This window comes from Litoreibacter ascidiaceicola (genome assembly GCF_900129235.1).
Classification (GTDB): domain Bacteria; phylum Pseudomonadota; class Alphaproteobacteria; order Rhodobacterales; family Rhodobacteraceae; genus Litoreibacter; species Litoreibacter ascidiaceicola.
Window position 1 is genome coordinate 12,383 of the sequence record NZ_FQUV01000003.1, and the last position, 22,470, is coordinate 34,852.

Consider the following 22,470-nt stretch of genomic DNA (forward strand, 5'->3'; position numbering starts at 1 on the left):
AAGAAATTTGCCAAACGGTTACCGTTATTCCAGATTTATTAGTTTTTGCCGGCGAATTTTTTGTGACTCTTGAAGATTCTGACATTTGGACGGCTGGGTTTGGCGTACACGACCATACGCTTGGCATGTCTTCTGAGCTAGACTGCGTCGAGCAGTTCGACGTTGTCCCATTGAGCAATAAGGTCGGGCAGGGTGAAACGGCATCTGTGCCAGAGGCTCTAAAGGTTCCGCTTTTTGGCGCGCTTTTCGTTTCAAATGATGAGACCTCACCACAAACCTACGCCATCCTCGATGCGGCAAAAGTAATCGGACTTCCTGAGCTTCTTGCCTCGTCCGGGCTAGAGCATCGATGTTTCTACAAGGGCAACATGCTCGACGAGCTTGGCGACGTGGCCCCATGGATTGTGCGGCTTGAGGCCGAGAACCGACTAACCCGAAACCTATTCACTCAAGGAGACGCACCTTGGCACTTGTGGGATAAAGAGGCTGGTATCTTTCTTCGATCCTCCCAGAGCCTTGTTACGTTGTGGCGGCATTTTCGGAAGTTTACCAAAGTTCAAAACAGCTTAGGCGATTCCGTCTATTTCCGTTTCTGGGAGCCGCATGTAGCGCAAGCCTACCTCAGTGTGGGTGGCCGCGACGCCCTCGGCAGCCCGTCTTTTTTTCACAACTCAAACGGCAAGATTGTTGATGCTGTGATCTGTTGTGGGACGCAAGACGTCTCGACGGTTCACTATGCGCCCGAAGCCAGTCCGGAGATGGGCTACAAGTTGACGCCTGCGCAGGAGCGTGCACTGATCCAAGGCGAAGAACGTCGGCGACGTGCCGATATCGCAACCGCTTTGCGCCGGTGCTTTCCAGATCAAACCGAAGACATGGCACAAGACCAATTAATCGACATCGTTGGGCGCGTTTCCTTGCGGATGGGCGCTTATGGCATTCGTCAAGTGCGCAACATCCATGTGCTTGCCAGTTGGCAGCTATTTTATGGCGACCTGTTTGAGCGGCGCGATCCTAACGGCAATCTCTATAACATCTGTCGCTCGGAATTGGGCGAAGACGCCAAGTTGGTTCAAATGCAAAGCCGTATGGATGCGCTGCATAGCGCAGGGGTGATCTAGATGGCCGATGGCAACCCAAAGACGCCCTGCCCCGGCACGGTCGCGGCACAAGCCCAAGCGGGTGCGCCCGCGTCGCAAGGCGAGATGGACCGTATCTGTTTGCCTTGTTCGGGGCAAATCATGGTCGAGGCCTGCTATGTGGACGCTTGGAATACACCGCTAACCGACGCCTGTGTGAAGGTCGAGGATTCGACCGGCGTGGTGGTTGACGGGGCGATCCGAACCGAACCGCTAGCTGCCCATGGCCAAAAGGACGGCGATGCGCCAACTGCGCCGCTTGTGACGATGGGAACCACGCCGCTCATTGAAGTGGCTCATGGGATCACGGACGTGTCGCTCGTGGCGCAAGGAGCGGGCGAGGCCGACAGCGGCATGGACGACCTCGGCGCGGCACTCACGGCATTTCGGGACGATGCCCTTACAAAGCTGCAACCTTACGTGGCCGAATGGGAGGCCAAAGGCCTTCTGTCCATCCCAGAGGCCCGATTGCGCGGCATCGGCAAAGGTCTGTCGTCGTGGTACCAAGGCGAAGCGAGTTTCTGGGGCGGCGTTAGCGAGAAAGCGATCTCGGCCTATCAAAGCGCGCAAAACTGGCACGATAACTATGTCGCAAGTCAATCCGAGTTTGAGCAATTCTTGCTGAAATGGGGCGGACCCGGTGGCGCGGCCATCGTCTATGGCACCTCGATGGCCGAGACGGTTGCCGAAAGTGTCACGGAGTGGATCGGCGGTATCGGCGACCTGTCCGACTACATCGACACCATCATGGCGGCGATGCGCAATTTGGCTTCGGGTACGGTAGACTTGATGGAGGCCGCGCTCGACACGTTGCGTGACTTGCCCGGCGATCTGGGCAAGCTCTTTGCGCAACTTATCGACAATGGCCAAGACTGGATCGAGGCCATGGTGCTGATTGCCAGCGAGACCAACGCGTTTGAATATGTCTTCCACATCATAATGTCGGTGGCGATGAACATGGTCCCGAACTTCTGGTCCGAGATGGTTGGCGTCGTCACCGGCTTTATTCTGCCCGAAGTACTGATCGAGATCATTCTAGCCGTGATCGCGGCTCTGACCGTTGGCGGTGGGAGTGTCTTGGTTGCCGGGCGTCTAGCGACGTTTGTCGTCAAACTGCGTGGTTTGGCGGTGAAGGCCAAGAGCCTCGGTGTTTTAGCCGACATCGTTGAGGCATTCGGCAAGGCCATCACAGCTCTCGCCAAAATTGGCAAAGGCCTGCACGACGAGATCGAAGCCGCCACCCGCGCTGGGGCCGACGGTGTGGCACGTATTCGGCGGCGGTTGAACCAGTACAAGATTGAGGTTGATCCGAACACGCTAGGTTCGAATGGCGGGAATATAAGGATAACGCGCAAGAAGGGGCGCTTCGCCAGAACGCAAGATGAGTTTGACGATCTCGCGCGCGATCCTGCTCACGGTGGGAAGACAACACCTGCGACAAAAGCAGAGCGAGATGTCGGACTGGGTCTCGAAGACAACGGAGAAGTGCCTGGCCCCATAAGAAGAGACCCAACAGGTGGAGCTGAATTTATTGATGCAAGTGGCGTAGAATGGGATGTAAAAGCGTACCGATCAGAATTTCCCAATGGCTTCAATGCCGAGAGAGTGGAAAGCCAGCTCAACATGTCGCGTCGCTTAGGAGAAAATGTTATGATTGATACCAGAGGACTTTCTTCGACGGACCTAAGTAGTGTACGCGAAATAGTGACCCGAAACGGGTTGGATGAAAATGTGAAGTTTTGGCCATGAATACAAATAATATAGAAACAATGATCAGTTCTCATGCTGAGTGGTTGAACACTGCTGGTCGAGCCGGAAAGCAATTCGTTGCTAAGGGGCTATCCCTTCACGGAATGAAATTAGTTGGCATCGACTTTAGCGAATGTGCTCTGGCTGAAGTAGATTTTTCTGAATGCGATCTTTCGAACTCTTTATTCATAAAATCACATGTTGTTGATTGCGATTTTCGCGGTGCTCGAATGGACGGAGCAAATTTTTCTAGAGCCGTTCTCGATGGATCGGATCTTCGTGGTATTTCATTTGCAGAAGCAATTTTCCACAAGGCGAGTGTTGTTGATGTCGATCTGCGCGGTGTTGACGTATCCATGTTGAATATTGATCCAATCCGTCTGGAACTATGCCGTACTTAAGCGAGCCTTCCCAAAAGTTGTAAACTGTTGAAAGCGCTTCAGCTTATGAGATGAAAACCACGTGCTAGATGGCCTGCAGAAAGGCATTTCCAGGTAACGTGGCTTTGATCTCTTCGCTATTGGCTCGCGAGGCCCAATAAACGGCTAGAAGGACGCCATAGTCATTTTACCAGATGGAAGTATCGGAGGACTTTAGAATGTCGCTAGATGTTACCCTATACACAGACCTTGAAGAGCCCGAGCACGTAGAAGTTTTGGCGAAACACCTACTTCTGTCTGGTTATTCTGATCGTGAAGATTGGTCGAAGACTTTTCCTGCAGGTCCGTTCGATACAGAAATTCTTCGAGATGAAGGCATAGAGGTAGATGTGCGGTCTCGGTCTATGTTCCGTGTAAACAAGGACAAGCAGGACGTAGAGTTTGCATTTCTCGCTTCGCTGTTAATCGAGATGAAAAAATCCGGCAAAGCAGCTATGTTATTGAATGGTGAAAGATTCGGTGCGTTGGAAGATTGAACTTATGAAGGTTGGGGTGGCTTGCGTCTCTTGGACCCTACTTCAAAGAAATCACATTGCAGGCCTGCGGTTTGACTTCTGCCTTGTTCGCCCAAGCTTGCATCAGCTCGCGACGTTTGTCGAAAAGGTCAGATCGCGCATAGGCCGCTTCGGCCTTGTCTTTGATCCCGTGGGCCAGCGCCGCCTCGATCACTTCGCGGGGAAAGCTGGTGGTTTCGCCCGCCCAATCGCGGAATGTGGACCTGAACCCGTGAACGGTGATGTTGTCATACTTCATCCGTCGCAAGAGTGCGGTCATGCTCATATCAGATATTGGCTTGCCCGCCTTCGTTTCGCTGCCAAAGACCAAGTCGGCGTCCTGCCCCCTTGGCCCAAGCTGGGCAATCGCGGCAGGCGTAAGGGGAACGCGGTGTTCTTTGCCCGCTTTCATGCGCTGGGCGGGGATGGTCCAAACGCGGTTGTCCAAGTCAATTTCCGCCCACGTCATGCCACGGGTCTCGCCTGATCGTGCCGATGTAAGGATGGTGAACGTCAATGCCCGCGCCGAAACGCCCTTGCGGATTGATAGCGCGGCCATGAACTCTGCGATATCTGCATGAGGTAGGGCAGGGTGGTGTTGCACTGTCCGCACCTTCGTCGGTTTCGGCAAGAGATTGTCCAAATGCCCGCGCCAGCGTGCCGGGTTGTCCCCTTCGCGAATGCCCAGCGCGGATGCATAGTCCAAAACCGCTTCGATCCTTTGGCGCACCCGGTTGGCGGTTTCGGGCTTTAGCGACCAGATAGGTTTCAGCGCCCCGACCACATCTGCGGTGGCAATCTTTGTGACCTGCATGTTGCCAATGCTGGGGAAAACGTAAGCCTCTAGGGTCGAGGTCCATTGTGCAGCGTGTTTTGCATTCTTCCAGCCGGGGCGTTTGCTTTCGATCAGTTCTAAGGCGGCGTCTTTGAAGGTCTTGGGCTGGGCTTGGCGGCGTTTGGCTATTGGGTCATCCCCGTCCAAGATCAATCGCCTTGCGTCTGTTGCCCTTTGGCGCGCCATTGCCAATGTTACATCCGGATAAGCCCCTAACCCAAGATCATGGCGTCGCCCCTGCACTTGATACCTGAGAACCCATGAACGTGCGCCAGTCGGCTTCACATAAAGAAACAGCCCGCGCCCATCGCCGTGACGTCCAGCTAGTGCGGTTTCAACCTTCCGAGCGTTCAACTTCATATCGTTCCCACATATGTTCCCACACTTGAGTTAGATTTATGGTGAACTTGCGTGAACGTCAATGGAATGGTGTGAATTTAACATGCTGAAAATATTGTTTTTTATTGAATTATAGTGAATGTGGGTGAACCCCCAAAAACAGGGGGCATACGGACTTCGTCTCTGCTATCCCTTATCACCCAACTTCCCAGACTGGCTTCTTGTGATGTTGAAGCTGTGTATGGGTGTCCAGCTCGACGTTATGCGCGTACAAAAGAGCTGCCTAAAGTACTGACCAGTTTGAAAGCTGGCCAGGTACTTTGCAACCATTTCAGCTGATGTCTCATCTGTCGGCTAAGCATGTCCTGCGCCTATTTCCGGCTTTTCCACTGACATGTGGGTAGCGCTGCTCCTTGCAGAAATAATGCTACTCACAGCTAAGATCTGCGTCTGCTTTTTGCCGCTGTTTTGAGTATCTCGGGTGTGCAGAGAACCGCCACTCTGCGCCCTCGGTTTATATCACCGCCCGCGCAACATTTGAAAAACGGCCGTTGGCCGCGCGGGCCGCAAGGTCGGCTTTTCGTCCTGCTAACTGTGAATTCGACATTGGATCCTCGCTGCCGTCGGCATGAATGACCGGTTTTTCCTCCGCGCGACCACACCAGGTTTCTCGCACACGCGGCATTGCCTATTCAGCGAGCATATGCAGCACAAAATTCCAGTTCACAGGTTGGGCTCGCAGTGCGCTTTCGCCGCTGCTTGTTCGCCCGTCTCCTCTAAATCGGCAACGGCAAGCATCGTTCGCCGACATCGCTTTGAGGTCGATGCGTTTGGCAATACTTAAAGCGTCTTCCAACTCAACCCCTTGGTAACGCACTGTGCTATCGACCTTGATGTGGCCAAGCAAAAGTTGCACGGCACGAAGCTGCCCGTTTTGCGGTCCATCTCCGCAGCTTTGGTCCGGCGGAGCGAATGAGTGCCGTAGCCACTCGGCTCTAATCCGATCGTGGACACCCAATCACGAACAATTCGCCCGCAAGTTCGAGTCGTGCACGGATCGCCCGCACCTTTTGGAAAGCAGCGGTCGCTTCTGCCCGATAATTCGCCCTTTGTTCCAGGCTTTGCGCTTTGGGGATACTGCGGGAAGTTGGACTCTTGGCATAATATGCCCTCCAGTCCTCGCTCCATACCCAAGCATCAGCACAGTGCTGACGACCGGCGCTAAAGTGCTTCATTGGCTGAGAGGAGTATTAGTCCTTTTCCAGATACGTCTGTTCCGACAGCATGCGATCACGGCGCATTTCAAGCCACATTGCGTTCACGACAGCAAACATCGCGGCCAGAGGCAGGCCAAGTAGCCAGGCAAAATACCACATTCTGTTTTCCTTCCGGTTTAGCGAATTAGTAGGCGGAACTGGATTCCGTCACGTCAGCTTCGGTGACTTTACCCCAAAGCACTTTATAGACCCAGGCGGTGTAAGCCAGAATAAGCGGCATGAAAATGATTGTCGCGATCAGCATCACGAACAAAGTAAGATGTGAGGAAGAGCTGTCCCACACGGTCAGGGACGACCTCGGATCAAGAGATGAGGGCAGGATGAAGGGAAACATCGTCAGCCCGACAGAAGAGATCGTACCGAAAATTCCGAGTTTGGACCAGAGTAGCGTTGAGCCTTCACGGCCTGCACGCAAGCCCAACACTGCCATGACCATCCCAAAAAGGCCGAGCACAGGCGCAAGCGCGATCCAGGGGCGCGCGAAGTAGGCAGCAAGCCAGCTGTCAGTGCGCACCACCTCGGAGTAAAGCGGGTTGGAAGGGCCGTTTGCGACAACGTCTGAAGTAAAGGCGTAGCCCTCAATGCCAAAAGCAAGCCAGACACCCGCCAACACATAGCCCGTGATCGTTAAAAGACCTGCCACTGATCCGATCGAGCGTGCACGTGTCGCCACGATACCTTCAGCCTTGAAGGAGAGCCAAGCCGCTCCGTGGGTTACGAGCATCGCAAGCGAGACCACGCCAGTGAGTACCGCGAAGGGATTTAGCAGCCCGGCGAACTTGGCGTAGAAGGCACCTTCGTAGCGTGCGAACAGATCAGGTGTCAGCTCAAACGGCACGCCTTGCAGCACATTGCCCACCGCCACACCAAAGAGAAGAGCGGGCACGGCGCCGCCAGCGAACAAGGCCCAGTCCCAAGTGGCTCGCCAGCGTGCGCTCTCGCGTTTGGAGCGGTATTTGAACGCAACTGGCCGAACGATAAGGGCTGCGAGAATAACGAACATCGCGAGGTAGAAGCCGGAGAAGCTGACCGCGTAAAGCGGAGGCCAGGCTGCGAAGATCGCACCACCGCCGAGGATGAACCAAACCTGGTTGCCCTCCCAGACAGGCCCGACGGTATTGATCGCCACGCGGCGCTCGATGTCAGTTCTGGCAACAAAGGGCAGCAATGCTCCAACACCCATATCGAAGCCGTCAGTAAGTGCAAAACCGATAAGCAGCACGCCCAGAAGCGCCCACCAGATCACGCGCAGGATATCGTAGCTGATGAATTCATGCAGGATCATGGCATTTACTCCGCTGGTGTTTCGGCAAAGGGAACGTTGCCGTCATGGGTGCGCAGGCGGTGTTCGTGGCGTGCAGTCCAGACTTCGGTTTCTTCGACATCTTCGAACGGACCCTTGCGAATGTATTTCAGCATCAGGCCCATCTCGACTACGAACAGCACGGTGTAGAAGATCATGAAGCCGGCCAGCGTCAGCAGCAGATCGGCGACCGACAGGTGGCTGACGGAAAGTGCCGTGGGCAACACGCCGTCCACCGTCCACGGCTGGCGGCCGAACTCGGCCACGAACCAGCCAAGCTCTGCCGCGATCCAGGGTGTCGGAATGATCAGGACAGCACCCCAGAGCGCCCAGCGTGGGTAGTCTTGCCCGCGAAAGCTCGAGCGCCAGAAGAAATAGGCCATCACGGCGATGAAGCTGAAGCCCAGAGCGACCATGATGCGGAAGGCCCAGAACAGCGGCCAGACTGTCGGCACCGTGTCGTTTGAGGCCTGCAGAATCTGCGCCTCACTCGCGTCGCGCGGGTCTTCCACGTAGCGTTTCAGCAAGAAGGCGTAGCCCAGATCGCCGCTATGCGCTTCGAATGTGCCGCGCACCTCTGCGCTTGTGGCGTCGCGCTGCTCACGGATTGTCATCAGCGCATCATAGGCGATGATGCCGGAGCGGATGCGTGTCTCGGCTTCGGCGACCAACTCGTCGATACCGGCGATGTCAGTTGTGAGCGAGCGTGTCCCGATAAGGCCCATGACATAGGGAATATGCACCGCATATTTTGTCTCGCGCGCGTCCTGATCGGGCAGGCCGACCAGAGTGAAGGAGGCAGGGGCAGGCTCGGATTCCCACATGCCTTCGATTGCGGCGAGCTTCATACGTTGGCTGTGGGTGGCCGAATATCCGGACTCATCACCGAGGATGACAACGGAAAGCGCAGAGGCCAGCCCGAAAGACGCGGCGACAGTTATCGAGCGGCGTGCCAGCTCGATGTGCCGCCCCTTGAGCAGATACCATGCCGATACGCCGAGCACGAAAACCGATGCGGTGACGTAACCCGCCGAGACGGTGTGAACGAACTTGGCCTGTGCGACCTCGTTGAACATAACGTCAAAAAAACTGGTCATTTCCATGCGCATTGTATCGGGGTTGAACTCTGCTCCGACAGGGTTTTGCATCCAGCCATTGGCGATCAGGATCCAAAGCGCCGAGAAGTTCGAGCCGATGGCAACAAGCCATGTCACGGTGAGGTGGCCCACCTTGCTCAGCTTGTCCCAGCCAAAGAAGAACAGGCCGACGAATGTCGCCTCAAGGAAGAACGCCATCAGCCCCTCAAGCGCCAGCGGTGCGCCGAAAATGTCACCAACGTAGTGGCTGAAGTATGACCAGTTCATGCCGAACTGGAATTCCATCGTAATTCCCGTGGCCACGCCAATCGCGAAGTTGATGCCGAAGAGCATGCCCCAAAACTTCGTCATCTGCCGCCAGATCGGACGGTCTGTCATGACGTAGACTGTTTCCATGATCGCCACCAGCACTGCCAAACCTAGTGTTAGCGGCACAAAAAGGAAATGATACATAGCTGTCATCGCAAATTGCAGACGTGACAGATCGACGATATCAAGCTCCATTTCTAGTGCTCCTTGGTTTCTGCTGGCAAAACCATCTGGCATTGTCAGGCAGTGTAGGTGACGGCCGCGCCATGGCGGTCAGTAAGATATAAGCCTGCGGTGTTACCGAGATATATTCAGTTTTTTAGATATATCAAATACAGGATGATCCACGCTGCGGTGCAGTGTCGCAAGGATCGCTGCATCAGGCGAGGCTTTGCGGATGCCGGACAGAACCAGCGTTGCTGTGGCATCGTCGAGACCTTCTGTCGGCTCATCCAAAAGCAATAGCTTCGGCTTTCTAAGCAGGGCACGCGCAAGCGTCAGTCGGCGCGCCTGACCACCTGAAAGACCCGTGCCGCCCTCGCCCAGTTGCGTTTCAAGCCCGCCTCGCGCGCGAAGGACACCGTCAAGCGCGACAGCCGCAAGCGCCTGCCACATCTCCTCATCGCCCGTCCCGCCAGATAATGACAGGTTTTCCCGGATAGACCCTGCAATCAACGCACTGCGTTGTGGCACCATGGTCACGATCTCGCGCAGGGCCGATTCAGACAATTCATCGGGCCTTGTGCCAAATATCAAAATGCCGTCACTCGCGGCCATTCCGGTAACCTGCATCAACAAACTGGTCTTGCCACCGCCACTTGGACCTGTGAGCGCAGCCGCCTCGCCTACATCTAGGCGAAGCGTCAGGTTTGGGGTGTCGATTGTCAGAACGGGTGCATCAAGCTTAGCGTGGGATTTGGCTGTTGTTTCAGGCATTGTCTTTGGCGCATGTCCGATCCGTTCTGCCGCACCTGTCATCTTGCCGTAGTCTGCCACACCGCGCGCCAGCGGTGGCAAGGCTTCGGCCAGCGCCAGCGCAACGAAGACGCCAATCGCGCCGGTCGCAGGATTGATTGCGCCCCGTGCCACAAGGGCAGCTCCGACCATCAGGGCAAGTCCCGTCACCGCTGCGGTCAAGATCGAAAGGGCAGCGGCGGCGTTGCGGTCCGAAAGGTCCAACGCCCGCATCATCTTGCGCGAAGAGCCATCGAGGCTCAGCATGTCATCTTCACGTTTTGCAATACGTGCGCGCAGGATCAGTGCCTGACGATCTCTGATCATATCGATTATACCGCGCCGCAGGGCTTGCGCCTGCGATTCCGATTGGCCCGAGGGCACGACACTTTGGCGGGCCAGCCGCCAGAACACAAAGGCCGCAAAAGGCACGTAGCCCACCAGAACGGCACTAGCGACAGCCCAACCCGCCAGCCATCCAAGCATTAGAAAGACAATCAAATGTGTGACCAGTGCCGCCAGCCCGGGCAGGAAAAGCCGCAAAATAACCCCGTCGAGTGCATCCACATCAGAAATGATCCTGGTGAGTTCGGCCTCGCCGCGCAGGCGTACCAGAGCACGTGCATCAAGGCCAACCTGACGTCGCAGCAGCGACACCCGCAGCGCCGCCAGCGCCCGCAGTGTTGCATCATGGGTAAGCAACCGTTCGCCATAGCGTGCGGCAGTGCGACCAAGTGCCAGAAACCGAACACCTGCCGAAGGGCGAAACACGTCAAAAGCGATGCCGATACCTGCCAGACCCGCGATCCCTGTTGCTGTGATAAACCAGCCAGAGAGCCCCAGAAGTGCCGCGCCCATCAGCAGAACGATCACTGAAAGGGCAGCCCCACGCACCATGGATTTGGGCTCCGCCGTCAACAGCAGGCGGATGATGGGCAAGAGCGACTTCATGGTTTCACCTTCACAGTGGCGTCCATCGCGCCAAAGACCGCTGGATCATGCGTCGCCACTATCAGACTGTGCCCCGCGTCCTTCAGCCGTTTCAGCGATGCAATGACGAGGGCCGCTGTTTCAGGATCAAGATCAGCTGTTGGCTCGTCAGCAAGGATAAGCTCGCGCCCACTCAAGACCGCGCGGGCGACCATGAGGCGCCGCGCCTCGCCGCCCGATACGCCGCCGCCTGTCTCGCCGAGGTGGGTGTCGAGCCCATCAGGCAAGCGCGCGACGATCCTGTCTGCCTCGGCAAGGGTCAAAGCACCCCAGAGGTCGGCCTCGTCCGCGTCGGGGTCGAGCCAGTGGCGTAGCCTTTGATCAGAAAAATGTGGCTTTTGGGGGATCAAAGCAATGCGCGCCCGCCATGCGTCCGCTTTGTCCTCGTCCAGCGTCTCACCGCATACGGTTATATGCCCCAGCGCGAGCGGAACAAGGCCCGCGATGGCTTCCAGAGTTGTGCTTTTTCCTGCACCACTGGGGCCGACAAGCGCGACGGATTCACCAGCATTCAACTTGAAGTTCGGCAGTGGCAATATCCGCTCGGAATATGCAACGGCGGCACCGCAAAGCTCTAGTGAAATCGGGCCGCTCAGAGGCGCAGTCGCACGCGCCGCACCCAGAAAAGCCACGCGCTCAACCGCGTCAAGTTCTTCCAACTCGGCCATCACGGACAAGCCCGCAGCGCGATCATGCCACGCTGCTGCCAGATCTCGAAAGGACTGAAAAAATTCGGGCGCGATCAGCAACAGGAACAGGCCCTCACCAAGCCCAAGCGGGGTTTCCCAACTCCCGAAAGTGATTTCCCCCAAGAGGGTGAAGCCAACGAAAACCGCGATCATCGCGACACCGATGGCACTGAAAAGCTCCAGCACCGTCGATGACAGAAAAGCCACCCGCAGCACTGCCATGGTCTTGACGCGCAAGGCCTCGGCTCTCTCCTCAAATTCTGCTGACGCACGGTCGATCGCCCCCAAAAGCCGGATGTCGAGCATCGCCGAAAGCCGGTCCATCAGCATGGCGTTCATCGTGCCAACTTCGACCATCTGTCGCCGAGATGCCTCTTCGGCGGCCATGCCGACCAGCGCCATAAATACGGGGATCAGCGGCCCTGTGACCAGCAAGACAAGCCCTGCGGCCCACGAAAACCAAAACGTCACCGCAAGCAAGACAACCGGCAGGATCGACACACGCATCATGGCCACATGGTAACGCGTGATCCAAGGCTGAAGGAGCGGAAGCTTCTGCACTGCGAGCGCAGCAATCTCGGCTGAGCTGATACCAGCGCGCGCGCGTGCTTCGCGTGAGATGAGAGCCGCACGTTCTCGCGCGATGGTCTGATCGGCGGCATCAAAAAGGTAGGCGCCAGCCGCCCGCTTCAAGTGCGCACTCAGGAGGCCGCCCAGAACAAAAAACAGGGCTGCGATGTTGGTTCGGTTCATCTCGCCCATCACCCAACCCGAAATGGCCCATGCCAGCGCGCCCGCCTGTGCGGGCCATATCAGGCCGGAAGCAACAGACAGCGCACCAGCAACGCGCAACTGGTGGGCCACAGGTACTATGATCCGTTCGTTTGCAAGTCTGCGACTTGACTTCGTATCTTGCTGCTGCGGCCTCGTCATCTTGTCGCGCTTTCCGATATTGCTTTGGCTTTGCGAAGGGTGTTTGAAACTCGCGCCGATTGTTTTTCTCTGAGCACTTCGTATGGGGTTTGACCGCACGGGACGCTACCCAGTTTGGCAAAATTTTGGAAGCTCTTCCGTTCGGCGAGTTTCGTCTCTAGATCAACACCTCTTCTTTAGCCGGAATGGCCGAACTTGCCGCCGCGCGGCGGCACTTAATTTGGGGCCAATTGACGCGTGGTTAGCACCGGGTGAGTGTCACTGGCGTCGCATTGCAAAAGCGTAGTCAGACATTTTCGCCGCCGGTTTGGTCTTTATCGTCATCGACCGACGGGCCCCGCAACGGGTCAAAATCGGGATAGCCGAACGCGCTCTTGAAACGGGCCACAAAGTCTTTCTCTAACGCGGATCGCGCGTTCGGAGCGGACAAGTTGGCGCGGGCAAACTCCCGCAGCATTTGGAAGCTTGCAATGAGTTGGGGCCTCGAGATATCGCTGATAATCTCCAGCCGATCTAAGGTCGCATATTCGTCCGGACCCGGTTGCGACTCCGCCAAAAAGAACAACCCACCTGTCTGACGTCAGCGCCTAGGGGTCCAAATAGCGGTATTTGATAAGAGAGTGTTCTTAGCTCATCGTAACCACTGCGGAGTGGAAGATGAGACAGACAACTGGAACACGCAAAAGCCTTGGCGAGAAGATCGTCAAAGATATCAAACGTGCCACGCGCAAGCATTACTCATCCGAAGAGAAGATCAGGATCGTGCTGGACGGTCTGCGTGGTGAGGACAGCATCGCAGAGCTGTTCGAGTGTCTTTCGTTTGCTCCTTTTTCTGTGTTGTAGGATGGCTTTGTTACGACCGAAGTAAACGTCAGACATTCCGAAAGTTGCTCCGTGAGTTCAGGAGTAATCCCCCCTCGGTCAAATTTGCGCGCATTGTCGCTTGCGTCGACGAAACTAACGGCAGGACTTTGCCGATTCGCCACGACTTCGCCGCTGTTCATTCCAATCAATAACACATTCGCGCCATAGCGTCGGCGTCGCGAGTCGTCGGCTCGGATCAACCGCATCTTAAACGCGGAATGCAACATTCTTGTGAGGACTTTCAATGCCAGTAAATACAGCTAACGGCGGTTCGGTGAGTGCAATAGATGCTTCCTCAGGGAGCTATAGCGTTTCTGGTGGCCGCGTTTCCACGCTTAGCGTCGAAAACCAAGGCAGTGTCGCAAGCATTCGCATCGTCGAGCAGCCCGATCACGGTAACCTGACGGTGAACCCAGACAATACTCTGTCATTGGTCATGAGTATGGATCATGAGTACTCCGGCGCGTTGAACATCAGCTATGAAGTTACCTACAACGACGGTTCCTCCCAGACGTTCAATGACAATGTCACAGTCGCAACAACAACGCAGGCTGCAGGTTGGAACGACGGCGACATTTACATGCTGGAGACTGCGGCCAACGGCGACCTGGTCGTTGAAACCGGCGACAATCACCGCGACATCCATGTTTCAGGCAGCGACATTGCGCTTAGCATTGAAGATATCGCGGCAATTGAAGGAGTTAGCCCCGGAGCCATTAACGGCGCTTGGTTGGCTGCACATCCGCAATACGGTGGTAGCCCTGATGCACCGCTCGATGCCGACGCTGCAATGATGCTGTGGGAAACAGTGGCAGGCCAAGGCTCGGCGCCATCGTCCAACTGGTTGTTGTTCGAAAGCGGTTACGAATATGACCTCGGGAACACCTTTGACTTGCGCGGAACCACTGGCGAGGATGAGTTGCACCCAGTGCACATCACGTCGTATGGCAATGGCGACAAGCCAGTCATCAACAGTGAAATCTTCGCATTTTCACAATCCGCAGAAAATGTAGTGATTAGCAATCTATCACTGCAAGAGGGTGCCTCGATTCTTGAGGCCGAGAACATTATCTTTAACAATGTGGACATCACCAACGATGGTTTTGGACTCATAGTTCAGGACTCGTTGAACTTTACCTTCCGCGATAGCTCCATCGTTGACGCGTATCATCTGACACCTCCTGAAGGAGGTGCTTTCTGGACCGGATCAGAATTTGCCTCTGGGCTCTATGTAGCTGGAACGGATGGTATCTTAATCGAAGACTCCCTCTTTGATCACAACGGATGGGCGGACGACTATCGCGATGATCTCTCGGCCGCCGGTGGCAAGCCACCAAACATGTTTAGCCATAACGTCTACATTGACGCAAACAATGCCGACGTAACATTCCGCGATAACATCACAATGCAAGGCTCGGCTACGGGCGCGCAAGTGCGCAGTGGTGGCTTCATTGAGGACAACCTATTCCTCGACAATAACGTCGCAGCAAACTTCCACGGCGGAGACAGCTTTGGAGCCGGGAACGTGGGGAACTTCTCGTTGTTCACTGACAATGTTATCACGTCTGCAGGGCACAAAGCTTCTAATTCAGCCTCTCAAGGCGCGTTGTCGTTCGGCGTAGATACCCGCGGAAATGAATCGGTTTTGCTAGACAACATAATCACTCATCTTGCTGACCCAAATAATCCAAACGAGACTGCGGCTAAAGACAACGGTCAAACTGCGCTGCACATCGAGAACGGAGCGTTCTACGATGATACAATCATTCACAATTGGTTGGGATCGGCCGGATATGGTACAACGGGTGTAAACACTGATGGTCTAAACACTAGCACCCTCAACGCCACTACAATTCAAAACTTCACCCAACAGCTTTTGGGCAATCCTAACGCCACGATCTCTGATCTGGCTGACTATTTGCGAGCCCAATCAGCGCAAGACCTCGATGATGTGGTAGATGCCGATCTTATCATTTCCTACTTCCAGTCCGGCTTTGGCCTTTCGGTCGAAGGTCGGATCACCTCAGAGACGATTGATTTCGTCCCTGACGCGTTGGGAGATGGCATTCGCTGGGACAACCGGTTGAATTGGGAGACCGATGATCTGCCCGGTGCTGTTGCCGGTGATAGCGTCAATCTTGGCGGGAACTGGGTGAACTATGGTGGCACCACAATCATCGAGGATCTCGATTTTGGCGAAGGCGGCACGCTGAATGTATCTCATGGGCGCCTCGACATCACCGATCACACTGCCGTAGGCGATGCTGGTGCACATTTGAACGTCAGTGCCGCAGGCCAGATATGGATGGACGGCTATTCCGACCAAGACCGGCTCGATATCGATATTGATGGCGGTCGCTTTGTGAATACCGACGTGTTTGTCGGTAACGTGGATGTCGATATCACTGATGGACAGGCCATTTTGGCCACCGATGGTGCCAATTTTGTCCTGCAATCAGGCAGTGAGCTTAATATTGTCGGTGACGAGGCCCGAGTGGGCTTTGATGGCGATGAAGGTCGCACGGGTGTCCTTTCGCTTGAGGTGGGATCAGAGCTGCGCTTCACTGCCGAAGGTGGGCAGCTAGGTACTATAGAAGAATTCCGTTCAGGCGCTGAAGGTGACAACCCCAATATCCAAACCGGAGTGAATTTGGGCGATGGAACCTTGATCCTTGACCTAAACGGAATTGGGAACGGTAGCCTAAGTACCGAGCTTATCCGCGTAGATGAGGTAATCGGTGAGTTTGCTTCGGCAACTATCACAGGCCTCGCCGGAAATCGCGACACAGAGATCGTCATTGACTATGAAACTGACACGGTCACGCTCAATGTTACCTCCGCAGGTTCTGGGACCGGTCAGAACACCGTGCGAACCATTGGTGATGAATCCGATGCGCGGGATAATTCCGATCTGTGGGCGGCCTTAACAAACGATCAAGGTGGTCAGAATCCGCAGCCTGATCCTGAACCACAGCCTGATCCTGAACCACAACCGGATCCTGAACCACAACCGGATCCCGAACCACAGCCGGATCCCGAACCACAGCCCGATCCTGAACCACAGCCGGCGGTGGATACCGTCAGCTATGCTGGTGCTTCGGGCTATGTCGGTGTGCGTCTCGACGGGGGCGCGACTTGGGGCGCTGCTGCAGGGGATGTACCGTTAACCTCAACTGTCGTGAACGTGATCGGGTCTTCTTTTGACGATTCCGTATTCGGTAACTTGACTGCCAACCGCCTGGAAGGTGGGAAAGGCAATGACAGGCTCGACGGCGGGGCAGGTGATGACGATATCGACGGTGGAACGGGTGCGGATGTTCTCATCGGAGGGGATGGCAACGATAGCATCCACGGTGGGTTAGGCGCGTTAAGCGGCAATGACAAAATTTATGCTGGAACGGGCGACGACGAGGTCGACGGCGGTGATGGCAACGATGAAATCTACGGCCAAGACGGCAACGATAAGATTGTAGGTGGTTTTGGTGGGGACAGGCTGATTGGCCAAAACGGTAACGATGTTCTGAGCGGTGGCGCGTGGGGCGACGTCATTTTTGGCGGCGCGGGTGACGACTTCATCAACGGCGGGTTCGGTCACGACCGTCTCAATGGGGGTGCAGGCGCGGACGACTTCTATCATCTAGGTGTGCAGGGCCACGGTTCGGACTGGGTCCAGGACTACAGCGACACTGATGGCGACGTCTTCATATTTGGGCAGTCAGGAGCCAATGCCGCCGACTTCCAGATCAACTTCGCCGAGACCGAAAACGCCGGCGAGGCAGGGACCGCGGAGGCCTTCGTGATCTACAAACCCACTGGCCAGATCATATGGGCGATTATCGATGGCGCGGCGTTGGACGAGATCAATCTGCAAATCAGCGGAAGCTCTGAGGTATTTGACCTGATGGCCTAATTGCCAGTTGGGTAGTGCACGCGAAGGGGGCAAGCTACACGGTCAGGGACGGGGTCGTTGAGGTGCGATTGTGCGAGACATGCCACGGCACATTAACGCGTCAAAAACTGGATCAACTGCGATAGAGCAGTTGTCATACGTATTGAGGCGTCACTGAAGGATTTTCCAGCCACTGAGAATGGGCCTCGCACACGGATCGCCGACTATGCTTCGTTTAACACGCTAAGAGCGAAAGCGTTGACCAAGCGGCTCTGGCTGAATAGCTCGGCTTGAGGTTCAAGCAGCTTTCTTCGGGTTTTTGCCCATAATGATCATCGACAAAATGTCATCTTCGGTGACATCTTCGACACGCTCATTTCCGATCAATTTCCCATTTTTCATCACCGCGACACGGTCGCAAAGGTCCATCATTTCGCGGGTGTCATGGCTGATCAAGAATATACCGAGCCCTTGGCTTTTTAGTTCTTTGATCAGGTCAGCAACCATTTCCGTTTCATGCACGCCCAATGCGGCGGTCGGCTCATCCATGATCAGGATACGCGCGTTGAAGTAGACGGCGCGGGCAATCGCTACGGATTGCCGTTGACCGCCAGAAAGCGCACTCACAGGCTCTTTGAATTTCTTGAAGTTAGGGTTGAGCCGCGCCATGATCTTGCGGGTTTCAGCCTCCATTCGCGCATCATCCAAAAAGCCAAGTGGAGTGGTCAATTCGCGGCCTAGGAATAGGTTGCTGGCAGCGTCGAGATTGTCGGCCAGAGCCAGCGTTTGGTAAATCGTTTCGATATTCAACTCGCGGCTGTCGATGGGGCTTTCGATATTGGCCTTTTTCCCATCAATCCAGAACTCGCCGCTGTCCGCCTGATAGGCGCCCGACAGGCATTTGATCAGTGTCGATTTGCCCGCGCCATTGTGGCCCAAGAGACCGACGACTTCGCCCGGATATAGATCCAACGACACGCCATCAACCGCGTGAATGCCACCGAAAGCAATCGAGATATCGCGCATTTCGACAAGTGGGGTTCCAGTTCGTTCAGTGCTCATACCCGTGACCCTTATTTGGCTTTTTTGCGATAAAGATTATCAAGATAGACGGCGAAGACGAGGACGGAGCCCACGACGATTTGCTGGACGGAAGTATCGAACCCGATCAGCACCATGCCGGACTGTAGCGATTGCATGACCAGCGCGCCCAGTATTGCGCCGTAGATCGTGCCAACACCGCCTGCGAGTGATGTGCCGCCGATGACGGCAGCCGCGATGACGTAAAGTTCGTCCAGCAATCCTAGTGCGTTGGTGGCCGAGTTCAGACGGGCGGATGCCACAACGGCAGCCAAACCAGCAAGCGCACCCATCAAGGCGAAGATTTTGAGCGTCATCCATTTGACGTTGATACCAGCAAGGGCTGCGGCTTCAGGGTTCCCGCCGATGGCGAAGACATTGCGTCCGAACCGTGTGCGATTAACTAAAATTGTCATTAGAATGCCGACGGTGAAAAGAATTAGGACCGGTATGGCAAAGCCGTGACTAATGAACATTCCCTCTTCTGGGACAGTAATGTTATTCGCGGCGGCGTATTGTTTGATAATGCCTTTGGGCCAAGGGTAGGCATTCACCAAAAATACCGCGCCAACGACCAAGCTGCACGCCAAACCACCTACGGTTACCTCGCCCCAGATTGGTCGCAGGGGAAAGCCGTGTGCCATGCGGCTGCGACGACCTGAGATGAGCATCCAGATGATCGCGACACAGGCCAGAGCACCAACGATCCAACTTCCTGTAGCGCCGATGGTACCATAAGGGCCGCCACCAAGGAGTTGGAACGTAGAGTCTACCGGAGAAATTGTTTTGCCGTTGTTCGACAGGAAGGCCGCGCCGCGCCAAACGAGCAAACCGCCCAGTGTGACGATAAAGGCAGGGATGCCGCGATAGGCGATCAACCAGCCGTGGAAGGCCCCGATCATTGCGCCGACGAGTATTCCGGTTACCGCAGTGATGATCCAGATGAACGGATTTCCAAGGCCCAAATATTGCGGCAGGAACTCAACCTGAAGCAGCCCCATCGTCATGCCGGTCACGCCAACCAAGGCACCAACGGAAAGGTCGATGTTACGTGTGACGATCACCAGAACCATTCCGGTTGCCATGATCCCGATGGAGGACGTCTGCACCGACAAATTCCACAGATTGCGCGGCGTTAGCATCGCGCCATAGCCGTTGATAATCGCGCCATAGAAATGAAAGCCAAGCCAGATCAGGGCTAATGCGCCGAACATCCCCAACAGGCGGGTATCGAGCTCGGTGCCTTTTAGAAACTTGGCGATCAAGCTCGGGCTGTCGGACTTGGATGTGGTCAGGGTCTCGGTTGAGTCGGTCATACGATGTCCCAGCTTGAGAATGGCTTTGATGCAAATCGACTTGGAGGCCAATCCGGATTCGAAAGTGTGGGGAGCAGTGGCTGGCCGGGCGGTCGCAAATTATTGGCCGAAAGGGTGTCGGCGCCGAGATGTTCCCCGGCGCCGATCAATCAAAATTTGACTATTCGCAGCCTGCGACGCCGTCGATCGCACCTTCACAAGCCTGCTCTTTCGAGATGTGGCCTGCTTCAATTGCAACGTTCAGGTTGTCGCGGGTCAAAGGTGTCGGCTCCAACAGGATCGCGTTGATCGGAGTGCCTTTTTCACCGTCAGAGAAGATGCCGGCACCTTCAATGTCTGCCATCGCAGTACCGGAGGCCAGTGCAGAAGCGATTTCACCAGCTGCCTTGCCCAAGGCACGTGCGTCCTTCCAGACCGACACAGTTTGCGAGCCGCGTGCAACACGGTTGATTGCGGCCAGGTCGCCGTCTTGCCCACCGACAGGGATCACGAGACCCTGCGCGCCAAGTGCTGCGACAACACCACCGGCCATACCGTCATTTTCCGACAGAACAGCGTCTACGTTGTTGTCGTTGGCCGTCAGGATTTGCTCCATATTCTTCTGAGCATTCTCGGGCTTCCAGCTATCGGAGAAAGCCTCGCCAACGATCTTGATTTTGCCAGCTTCGACGTCTGCGCCGATCACTTCCATCATGCCTTGCAGCAAGAATGCAGCGTTCGGATCGCCAGGGTCGCCTTTGATGATGGCGTAGTTGCCTTCTGGCTGAACAGCGACAACCGACTTCGCGATGATGCGGCCAACACCAACGTTATCGAATGTCAGGTAGAAGGTGCGGTCGTCTTCGATCAATCGGTCATAGCCGATAACCGGGATGCCTTCGTTGGCGGCGGCGTCGATTGCAGGGCCGATCGCGTCTTTGTCCCAAGCATTGATGATCAGCGCATCAACGCCTTGGCTCATCAGAGCTTCGATGTCTGTCAGCTGCTTGGCAGAAGAAGATTGAGCGTCGGCGGATACGTAGGTGTTGCCGTTGGCTTCGATGGCAGAAACCATCGCGGCTTCGTCAATTTTCCAGCGCTCTTCTTGAAAGCTGGCCCAAGATACGCCAATGCGAAGGCCCTCGGCGAAGGCGGCAGAGCTAAAACCGACTGTCGCAATGACGGCGGCTGCAATAATTTTTTTCATGGTGTCCTCCCAGACAGTTATCCCCCCCTGCCTCAAGCAGCGGGCACGGCCCTTACATCCGTTCCAGCAATAAAAGCTGACTCGGCAGCATGAGTCAAATTAAATTTAAGGACTGAAGTAAATATTATTGCCACACGGCAAATTATCATGCTTCATGTTTGCAGGATGCTGTAAATTCAGAAATGAGGTCGAATTATGCAGCGATTTATTTTAGGCTTTAAAGTATGTCGAAAGCACTCATGAGCGAAGCACAAGCCAAAGCCGCTGCACCTGGTTGCGGGCCTATTTTGCCTGATCACAATGATCAATCAAGATCTTTGCGAAAGCAAGTTTTTGAGCATGTGCGCGCACATGGAACGGCTGCGCGGGCTGACACGGCGCGGGCCTTGTCTATCAGCGCGGGGTCGGTCACGGGTATTGCAGCTGAATTGATAACTGATGGATTTTTGCAAGAAGTTGAAGATGTTGCGCGGCAAGGGGCAAGCCGTGGGCGGCCACCTGTTGCCCTTGCGGTTGTTGCGGACAGTTTTCACGTCATCGGGATAAACATTTCCGACAGGGTGCATTCGGCTGTCCTGACCGACTCGGTTGGATGCATACTTGCCGAAGTGACAGCTACCGCAGATCAACAACGCCGGTCGGTTGCAGAACTCGTCACAGAAGTTGCACCGCTGATTGCTCAACTGCTCGACGACGCAGGCAAGACCGAATCCGAAATTGCAGCCATCGGTATCGGTATTTCCGGAATGGTGGACAACAACACTGGGGTGGTCAAATGGTCTCCGTTGTTGACCGAAGCAAATGCAGAGCTGGGATCTGCTTTCGCAGCGCTTACCAATTGTCCGGTCTTTGTGGATAATGACGCCAACATCGTCACCCTGGCAGAACTTTGGTTTGGGGACGGACGGGCCAAATCCGACTTTGCGGTCGTTACGGTAGAGCATGGCGTCGGGATGGGGCTTGTCCTGAACAATAGGCTATTCCGCGGGGCACGTGGCATGGGGCTGGAGCTTGGTCACACCAAGGTTCAACTCGACGGCGCGTTGTGTCGCTGCGGCCAGCGGGGATGCTTGGAAGCCTATCTCGCTGATTATGCTCTTACCCGCGAAGCCGCGACGGCGTTGGGGGTGACCACTTTGCAACGTACGAATGTTTCGCTTGAGGTTCTCTTCGCCGAAGCCAAGGCCGGCAACCGCGCAGCAAAGGCGATTTTTGATCGGGCAGCGCGATATCTTTCGCTGGGTCTTGCGAATGTCGTTCAGCTCTTCGACCCCGGGCTGATTATTCTATCCGGGGAGCGGATGCGATATGACTACCTTTATGCCGATGACATGTTGTCCGAGGTACATAAGCTGACGCTCCATCCCGGGGATAATCCCTGTGAAATCGCGACCCATGCTTGGGGTGGTTTGGTGTGGGCAAAAGGGGCAACTGCTCTTGCTTTGACCGCGGCCACAGACAGTCTTGTTGGCGTGAGCACCCCATGAGATTTACTGGCGTTCGAAGACGGCTACAGCGGGCTGGATTTGGTGCACTCACTTGGATTGCCTTGATTGGGAATTGTGTTGGCAGCACAGCCGCAGCAGA

16 protein-coding genes and 2 pseudogenes are annotated in these 22,470 nt (G+C 55.5%); 7 read left to right on the plus strand and 11 right to left on the minus strand.

The genetic code is table 11. From position 1 onward, the window contains the following. Window positions 1-125: 125 nt before the first annotated feature. The 4 genes from BUB72_RS06135 to BUB72_RS06150 all read left to right on the plus strand — a co-directional run bounded on the left by BUB72_RS06135 (window position 126) and on the right by BUB72_RS06150 (window position 3,804). Window positions 126-1,121, plus strand: coding sequence for a DUF4123 domain-containing protein (locus tag BUB72_RS06135; protein ID WP_073141802.1), 996 nt, complete (start codon window positions 126-128; stop codon window positions 1,119-1,121). Continuing rightward, window positions 1,122-2,888, plus strand: a complete 1,767-nt coding sequence (locus tag BUB72_RS06140) for a hypothetical protein (RefSeq protein ID WP_073141803.1) — start codon at window positions 1,122-1,124, stop codon at window positions 2,886-2,888. It abuts the gene before it with no gap. Next, a complete protein-coding gene (locus BUB72_RS06145) occupies window positions 2,885-3,289 on the plus strand; it encodes a pentapeptide repeat-containing protein (RefSeq protein ID WP_073141805.1) in 405 nt (134 codons plus the stop codon). Before BUB72_RS06140 ends, BUB72_RS06145 begins: the two co-directional genes overlap by 4 nt. Window positions 3,290-3,486: 197 nt before the next feature. Beyond that, window positions 3,487-3,804 carry a hypothetical protein gene (locus tag BUB72_RS06150; RefSeq protein ID WP_139250624.1) on the plus strand — a complete coding sequence of 106 codons (318 nt, stop codon included), beginning with the start codon at window positions 3,487-3,489 and terminating at the stop codon, window positions 3,802-3,804. A gap of 37 nt (window positions 3,805-3,841) precedes the next feature. On the opposite strand, the gene BUB72_RS06155 is transcribed toward BUB72_RS06150, so the two are convergent. The 8 genes and pseudogenes from BUB72_RS06155 to BUB72_RS06185 all read right to left on the minus strand — a co-directional run bounded on the left by BUB72_RS06155 (window position 3,842) and on the right by BUB72_RS06185 (window position 13,104). Beyond that, on the minus strand, window positions 3,842-5,017 hold the full coding sequence (locus BUB72_RS06155) for a tyrosine-type recombinase/integrase (protein WP_073141809.1): 1,176 nt from the start codon (window positions 5,015-5,017) through the stop codon (window positions 3,842-3,844). A 796-nt stretch (window positions 5,018-5,813) separates the two neighbouring features. Then, window positions 5,814-6,046 (minus strand): annotated as a pseudogene (locus BUB72_RS19270) (tyrosine-type recombinase/integrase); the annotation flags it as partial. Window positions 6,047-6,246: 200 nt separating this feature from the next. Continuing rightward, window positions 6,247-6,372 (minus strand): cytochrome bd-I oxidase subunit CydX, encoded by a 126-nt coding sequence (gene cydX, locus BUB72_RS06160; RefSeq protein WP_073141811.1) that lies wholly within the window; start codon window positions 6,370-6,372, stop codon window positions 6,247-6,249. Window positions 6,373-6,397: 25 nt separating this feature from the next. Continuing rightward, window positions 6,398-7,558 carry a cytochrome d ubiquinol oxidase subunit II gene (cydB, locus tag BUB72_RS06165; protein WP_073141813.1) on the minus strand — a complete coding sequence of 387 codons (1,161 nt, stop codon included), beginning with the start codon at window positions 7,556-7,558 and terminating at the stop codon, window positions 6,398-6,400. A 5-nt stretch (window positions 7,559-7,563) separates the two neighbouring features. Continuing rightward, complete coding sequence (locus tag BUB72_RS06170) at window positions 7,564-9,177, minus strand: cytochrome ubiquinol oxidase subunit I (protein ID WP_073141815.1); 1,614 nt, start codon at window positions 9,175-9,177, stop codon at window positions 7,564-7,566. A 102-nt stretch (window positions 9,178-9,279) separates the two neighbouring features. After that, on the minus strand, window positions 9,280-10,887 hold the full coding sequence (locus BUB72_RS06175; RefSeq protein WP_073141817.1) for an amino acid ABC transporter ATP-binding/permease protein: 1,608 nt from the start codon (window positions 10,885-10,887) through the stop codon (window positions 9,280-9,282). After that, window positions 10,884-12,479: an ABC transporter ATP-binding protein/permease gene (locus BUB72_RS06180; protein ID WP_245814746.1), complete on the minus strand. Its 1,596-nt coding sequence runs from the start codon at window positions 12,477-12,479 to the stop codon at window positions 10,884-10,886. The genes BUB72_RS06175 and BUB72_RS06180 overlap by 4 nt, the downstream gene beginning before the upstream one ends. Window positions 12,480-12,834: 355 nt before the next feature. Further along, on the minus strand, window positions 12,835-13,104 hold the full coding sequence (locus BUB72_RS06185) for a hypothetical protein (protein ID WP_139250625.1): 270 nt from the start codon (window positions 13,102-13,104) through the stop codon (window positions 12,835-12,837). 101 nt (window positions 13,105-13,205) lie between these two features. Here BUB72_RS06185 and BUB72_RS06190 point away from each other — a divergent pair. Continuing rightward, window positions 13,206-13,352, plus strand: a pseudogene (locus BUB72_RS06190) (IS3 family transposase); the annotation flags it as partial. A 334-nt stretch (window positions 13,353-13,686) separates the two neighbouring features. Next, window positions 13,687-17,322 (plus strand): calcium-binding protein, encoded by a 3,636-nt coding sequence (locus tag BUB72_RS19065; RefSeq protein ID WP_245814748.1) that lies wholly within the window; start codon window positions 13,687-13,689, stop codon window positions 17,320-17,322. 276 nt (window positions 17,323-17,598) lie between these two features. Here the strand turns inward: BUB72_RS19065 and BUB72_RS06200 are convergent, their stop codons facing one another. The 3 genes from BUB72_RS06200 to BUB72_RS06210 form a co-directional block, all read right to left on the minus strand. Next, on the minus strand, window positions 17,599-18,363 hold the full coding sequence (locus BUB72_RS06200) for an ATP-binding cassette domain-containing protein (protein ID WP_073141828.1): 765 nt from the start codon (window positions 18,361-18,363) through the stop codon (window positions 17,599-17,601). Between the two features lie 11 nt (window positions 18,364-18,374). After that, the gene (locus BUB72_RS06205; protein ID WP_073141830.1) at window positions 18,375-19,697 is read right to left on the minus strand and encodes a sugar ABC transporter permease; all 1,323 of its coding nucleotides are present in this window, start codon (window positions 19,695-19,697) and stop codon (window positions 18,375-18,377) included. A 160-nt stretch (window positions 19,698-19,857) separates the two neighbouring features. Beyond that, window positions 19,858-20,883 (minus strand): substrate-binding domain-containing protein, encoded by a 1,026-nt coding sequence (locus tag BUB72_RS06210; protein WP_073141832.1) that lies wholly within the window; start codon window positions 20,881-20,883, stop codon window positions 19,858-19,860. A 224-nt stretch (window positions 20,884-21,107) separates the two neighbouring features. Here BUB72_RS06210 and BUB72_RS06215 point away from each other — a divergent pair, with 224 nt between their 5' ends. Then, the gene (locus tag BUB72_RS06215) at window positions 21,108-22,370 is read left to right on the plus strand and encodes an ROK family protein (RefSeq protein ID WP_073141834.1); all 1,263 of its coding nucleotides are present in this window, start codon (window positions 21,108-21,110) and stop codon (window positions 22,368-22,370) included. The last annotated feature ends 100 nt before the right edge of the window (window positions 22,371-22,470 follow it).